The 5,268-nt window shown below is 66.3% G+C and carries 5 protein-coding genes and 1 pseudogene; all 6 read left to right on the top strand.

Translation table 11 applies throughout. The features are described from left to right. Positions 1-499, top strand: a 499-nt coding sequence (locus Q0D45_RS20665; protein WP_293397535.1) for a DsbE family thiol:disulfide interchange protein, incomplete at its 5' end; no start/stop codon positions are given. Then, the gene (locus Q0D45_RS20670; RefSeq protein WP_293397537.1) at positions 496-948 is read left to right on the top strand and encodes a cytochrome c-type biogenesis protein; all 453 of its coding nucleotides are present in this window, start codon (positions 496-498) and stop codon (positions 946-948) included. The genes Q0D45_RS20665 and Q0D45_RS20670, both read left to right, overlap by 4 nt. Continuing rightward, a complete protein-coding gene (ccmI, locus tag Q0D45_RS20675; RefSeq protein ID WP_293397540.1) occupies positions 945-2,207 on the top strand; it encodes a c-type cytochrome biogenesis protein CcmI in 1,263 nt (420 codons plus the stop codon). The genes Q0D45_RS20670 and ccmI overlap by 4 nt, the downstream gene beginning before the upstream one ends. Positions 2,208-2,366: 159 nt before the next feature. Continuing rightward, a complete protein-coding gene (locus Q0D45_RS20680) occupies positions 2,367-3,263 on the top strand; it encodes a MaoC/PaaZ C-terminal domain-containing protein (RefSeq protein ID WP_293397543.1) in 897 nt (298 codons plus the stop codon). Positions 3,264-3,370: 107 nt separating this feature from the next. Further along, entirely contained in the window at positions 3,371-4,291 is a 921-nt protein-coding gene (gene galU / locus Q0D45_RS20685; protein ID WP_293397546.1) for a UTP--glucose-1-phosphate uridylyltransferase GalU, read from the top strand. A 29-nt stretch (positions 4,292-4,320) separates the two neighbouring features. After that, positions 4,321-5,268, top strand: a pseudogene (gene sucA, locus Q0D45_RS20690) (2-oxoglutarate dehydrogenase E1 component); the annotation flags it as partial.

A 5,268-nucleotide genomic window follows, 5' to 3' on the forward strand; every position in this document is an offset into this window, starting at 1 on the left:
GACTTTCTTCGCGGTCGGCCTGCGCCACGATCCGCGCATCCTGCCGAGCCCGCTGATCGGCAAGGCCGCGCCGTCCTTCTCGTTGCCGGTGCTCGAATTTCCGCAGCCGGAAGCCACGGCCACGCCGCCGTTGAAGGGCAATGCCGATTTCCTCGGCAAGCCGCTGCTGGTCAATTTCTTCGCCAGCTGGTGCGCTGGCTGCCAGGTCGAGCATCCGTTCCTGATGAGCCTGGCCAAGGCCGGCGCGGTGACCATCGTCGGCGTCGACTACAAGGACGCCGATGCCGATGTCCGCCAATGGCTCGGCTCGCGCGGCAATCCCTACGGCCCGGTACTGGCCGACCTCGACGGACGTACCGGCATCGACTGGGGCGTCTACGGCGTGCCGGAAACCTTCGTCATCAGCGCCAGCGGCCAGGTGCTGCACAAGCATGTCGGCGCACTGACGCCGGAAGCCTGGGAGCGCGACATCAAGCCGCTGCTGGCGGCGGCACCATGAGCCTGCTGTTACTGGCGGCCGCGTTCGGCGCCCAGGCCCAGGTCACGGTCGAGAAGCCGGCGATCGAGCTGACGGTCGAGCAGGAAGCGCGGCTTGCCGAACTGCTGCCGGATCTGCGCTGCCTGGTCTGCCAGAACGAATCGCTGGCCGAGTCGCGCGCGCCGCTGGCGCTGGATCTGAAATACGAAGTGCGCAGCCTGGTGGCGCAGGGCAAATCGGCGTCCGAGATCAAGCATTACCTGACCGATCGCTACGGCGATTTCGTGCTGTTCCGGCCGCCGTTCGATCCCCGCACCTGGCTGCTCTGGATCGGTCCGTTCGCGTTGGTGCTGCTCGGGCTGTTGGTGCTGGTCCGGCAGATTCGCAGTACCCGCCGTGCGGCAGCCCGTGCCGCCACCACCGCAAAACCGGCTGATCCTGCAGCCCTGAAGAAGCTGCTCGACGAATGAATCCGACTGTGTTGTCCGGCCTTGCCATGGCCGCGTTGCTGTTGCTGGTGGTCCTGCTGGCGACTCGTCCCTGGTGGCGCAACCAGGTCGGCGCTCGCCAGAACCGCCGCGCCGCGAATGTCGTCGCCTACCGCCTGCGCCTGGCCGAGATCGACAACGAGACCGCGTCCGGCCTGATCCCGGCCGACGAAGCGGTGGCGCTGCGCAGTGAACTCGATGCCCGCGTGCTCGACGATGCCGATGCCAGCGAGCCGGAAGTGATCACCCGGACCGCGCGCCGCCCGCTGGCGATCGCGCTGGTCACGGTGCTGCTCGCGGCGTTCTCCGGTGGCTGGTACGTGCTCGGCGGCAGCTGGCAGGCGCAAGCGCAGATTGCCGCTGGCGCGGTACCGCCAGCGCCCGTCGATCCGCAGATCGCGGCGATGGTCGAGACCCTGGCGCAGCGCCTGAAAGCCCAGCCCGACGATCCCGAAGGCTGGACGATGCTCGGCCGCTCGTACGCGGTGATGTCGCGCTATCCGGACGCGGCAGCGGCTTTCGGCGAAGCCAATCGCCGTGCCCCGAAGCCGACCGCCGAAGGCTTGTCCGACGAAGGTGAAGCACTGGCCTTCGCCAGCGGCCAGGATGTCTCCGGCCACGCGGCGGAGCTGTTCGAACAGGCGCTGCAACTCGATCCCGGCAACGGCAAGGCGCTCTGGTACGGCGGCCTGGCCTCGGCGCTGACCGGTGATTACGCGACGGCGCGTACGCGCTGGCAACGGCTGCTCGACCAGCCCGGTCTCGCCGAGGAAATGCGCGCCGCGCTCGGCGACCGGATCGTCAGACTCGATCAGGCGATTGCTGCCAATGCGGCAGCAGTCGGTGAACCGGCCGCCGACAGCGGCGCTGCAGCGCCCACGGCCGCGGCGCCGGTCAGCCTGAAGGTGCAGGTATCGCTGGCGCCGGCTTTGGCTGGCAAGGTGCCGGCGGGGGCGACCTTGTTCGTGTTCGCCAAAGCAGCCAGCGGCCCGCCGATGCCGCTGGCGGTGCAGAAGCTCGGGCCTGCCAAGCTGCCGCTGGAGGTCACCCTCGACGAATCGATGGCGATGGCGCCAGGGCTGAGCCTGTCGAAGTTCGATCAGTACGTGATCACCGCGCGCTACAGCGCCGCCGGCAGCGTGCAGGCCCAGCCGGGCGATCTCGAAGGACGGATCGAGGCGACGCGGGCGCAGTCGGGTGGGGCGCCGCTGGCCGTGGTCATCGATCGCGTGCTGCCGTGAACCGGTTTGCCAAGCGCCCTGCCTGCGTTTCGGCAGTGACGCAGCGGAGCATTTCTGACACGCAAATTGCGTCGCAATCTGTGCAAAGCGACCAATTCCGATGCCAAGGCGCGTAAGATTCGCGCTTCGGCGGCATGGGCCGCCGAATCCGTGAGTCCGATGAGTACGACCTCAGCCCGCGTCTTTGATTTGCCGGCCCTGCCGCCGGTGCTTCCCGCGTTCGCCCGCGCCGCCTGGTCCGCCACCCGCTCGGTGCGTACGCCGGTGACCATGCCGGACTGGACGGTTCGCGTCGCCGGCCTTTCGTTCGATCGCTCGCAGGTCGCCGCGTACAACGCGCTGTGCGGCTTCGCCAATGCCGAGCAGGTCGCGATGACCTATCCGCAGGTGCTGGCGACACCGCTCTACCTGAACCTGATGACCCGGCCAGGCTTCCCGCTGCCGCTGATGGGTCTGGTCCATGTCCGCAACAGCATCGAATGCCGCCGCGCGCTGGCGATCGATGAGCACTTCGATATTTCGGTCGGCCTCGGGGTGACGCGCGAAGTTCGCGCCGGGCTCGAACTGGACCTCGGCATCGCGCTGTCCGAAGTCGGCGGCGACGTGCTGTGGCAGGCGACGATGACCCTGCTCAAGCGCGGCGTCCGCTCGGACGACAGTACGCCCGCGCTGTCCGGTCCGAAGCCGGCTCTGCAGGACGCTCCGGCCGAAGCCGTGCTGGCCCAGTACCTGAGAATCCAGGCACCGGAAGATACTGGCCGCCGTTACGCCCGCATCTCGCAGGACTACAACCCGATCCATCTGCACGCCGCCACCGCCAAGCTGTTCGGCTTCAAGCGGGCGATCGCCCACGGCCTGTGGTCGAAAGCGCGGGTGCTGGCGGAGCTTCAGCCGAAGCTGCCCTGCGCGCCGCGGCGCTTCGATGTCAGCTTCCGGCAACCGCTGTTGCTGCCGGGCCGCGCGACCCTGCGTTATGTGCAGGAGCCGACTGGTATCGAGTTCGCGCTGCTGGAAGCATCTGGTGGCAAGGTCCATCTGTCCGGAACCCTACGATAGATTCCTAGTCCTTCCCCATGTTCGTCCCCTTTTATCCTTTGGCCCTTCCCGAGCCGGTGACTCTCGTCGCCGTCATCCACTTTTAGCCTGTTGATCTGAGGCCCGCTATGCGCATCAGAAAAGCCGTATTCCCCGTCGCCGGTCTCGGTACCCGCTTCCTGCCAGCCACCAAGGCCAGCGCCAAGGAAATGCTGCCGGTGGTCGACAAACCGCTGATCCAGTACGCCGTTCAGGAAGCGATTTCCGCCGGTGCCGAAGAGCTGATCTTCATCACCGGCCGTTCGAAGAATTCGATCATGGATCACTTCGACAAGGCCTATGAGCTGGAAGCCGAACTGGCTTCGCGCGGCAAGGGCAAGCTGCTCGAAACGGTGCAGGAAATCCTGCCGCCGGGCATCACCTGCATCTTCATCCGCCAGGCCGAAGCGCTCGGTCTCGGCCACGCCGTGCTCTGCGCCTGGCCGGCGGTTGGTGACGAAGACTTCTCGGTGATCCTCGCCGACGATTTGATCGATGGCCGCCTGCGGCCCTGTCTGGCGCAGATGCAGCGCGTCTATCAGGAGTACGGCACCAGCGTCATCGCCACCCAGCGGGTGCCGATGGATGAAGTGTCCAGCTACGGCGTGGTCGAGACGCAGCCAGTTGGTCCAGGCCTTGGCGAGATTCGCCGGATCGTTGAAAAGCCGAAGCCGGAAGACGCGCCGTCGAACCTCGCGGTGGTTGGCCGTTACATCCTGACGCCGCGCATCTTCAAGCTGCTGGAGCGCACGCCACGCGGCGCCGGTGGCGAGATCCAGCTGACCGATGCGATCAGCATGATGATCCAGGAGCAGACGGTGCTGGCCTACGAATTCGAAGGCACGCGCTATGACTGCGGCTCCAAGCTCGGCTATCTGAAGGCCAACGTCGAGTACGCGCTCAAGCACCCGGAACTGGCCGACGAGTTCCGTCAGTATCTGTCCGATTTCACCGCCGACTGGCATACCGCCGGCAACCCCGACGCCGCCCCCAAGACGGCCAGCAAGTAAGTGCAGGCGCCGCGAGGCGCGAGGACCTCATGACTGCAAGCAAGTATCAAAGCCTGATCGAAAGTTCATCGATCCACGGTGCCAACGCCGCGTATATCGAAGATCTATACGAGCAGTATCTCGACGATCCGAATCTGGTCGACGCTCCGTGGCGCGCCTATTTTCGCGGCGTGCAGGGCCCGGGCGGCGCGACCGAAACGGCGCACGGCCCGATCCGCGCGCAGTTCGAGAAGCTGGCCCGCGAGCCGAGAGTGGCCGTCGCCGTCGCCTCGAACAGCAACGATGCAATCGTCGCCGAGAAGCAGGCCGCTGTGCTGCGCCTGATCAACTATTACCGGGTCCGCGGCCATCAGGCGGCGAAGCTCGATCCGCTCGGCCTGACCGTGGTGCCGGCGATTCCCGATCTCGATCCGGCCTTCCACGGCCTGACGCCGGACGACATGGATACGGTGTTCAACACCGGCACCCTGGCCGCCGCCGATCGCCTGCCGCTGCGCGAGATCTTGCGCATCGTCAAGGCCGTGTACACCGACACCATCGGTTCGGAATACATGTACGTGACGGAAACCGCGCAGAAGCGCTGGATCCAGGCCCGGCTCGAATCGCGTGCCTTCCAGCCGCGTCTGAAGGCCGAACGCCGTCGTGAAGTGCTGACCCAGCTGGTCGCCGCCGAAGGCATCGAGCGCTACCTGCACAACAAGTACGTCGGCCAGAAGCGCTTCTCGGTCGAAGGCGGCGAATCACTGATTCCGGCGCTCGATGAAGTGATGCGTACCGCTGCCGAAGCGGACGCCGAAGAGATCGTCATCGGCATGGCCCATCGCGGCCGCCTGAACGTGCTGATCAATGTGCTCGGCAAGTCGCCGAAGGATCTGTTCGCCGAATTCGAAGGCAAGTACTCCGCCGAGTCGCTGTCCCGCGCTGGCGACGTCAAGTACCACATGGGCTTCTCGACCGATGTCGGAGTGGCCGGCAAG

This window comes from Nevskia sp. (assembly GCF_023266035.1).
In the GTDB taxonomy this organism is placed as follows: domain Bacteria; phylum Pseudomonadota; class Gammaproteobacteria; order Nevskiales; family Nevskiaceae; genus Nevskia.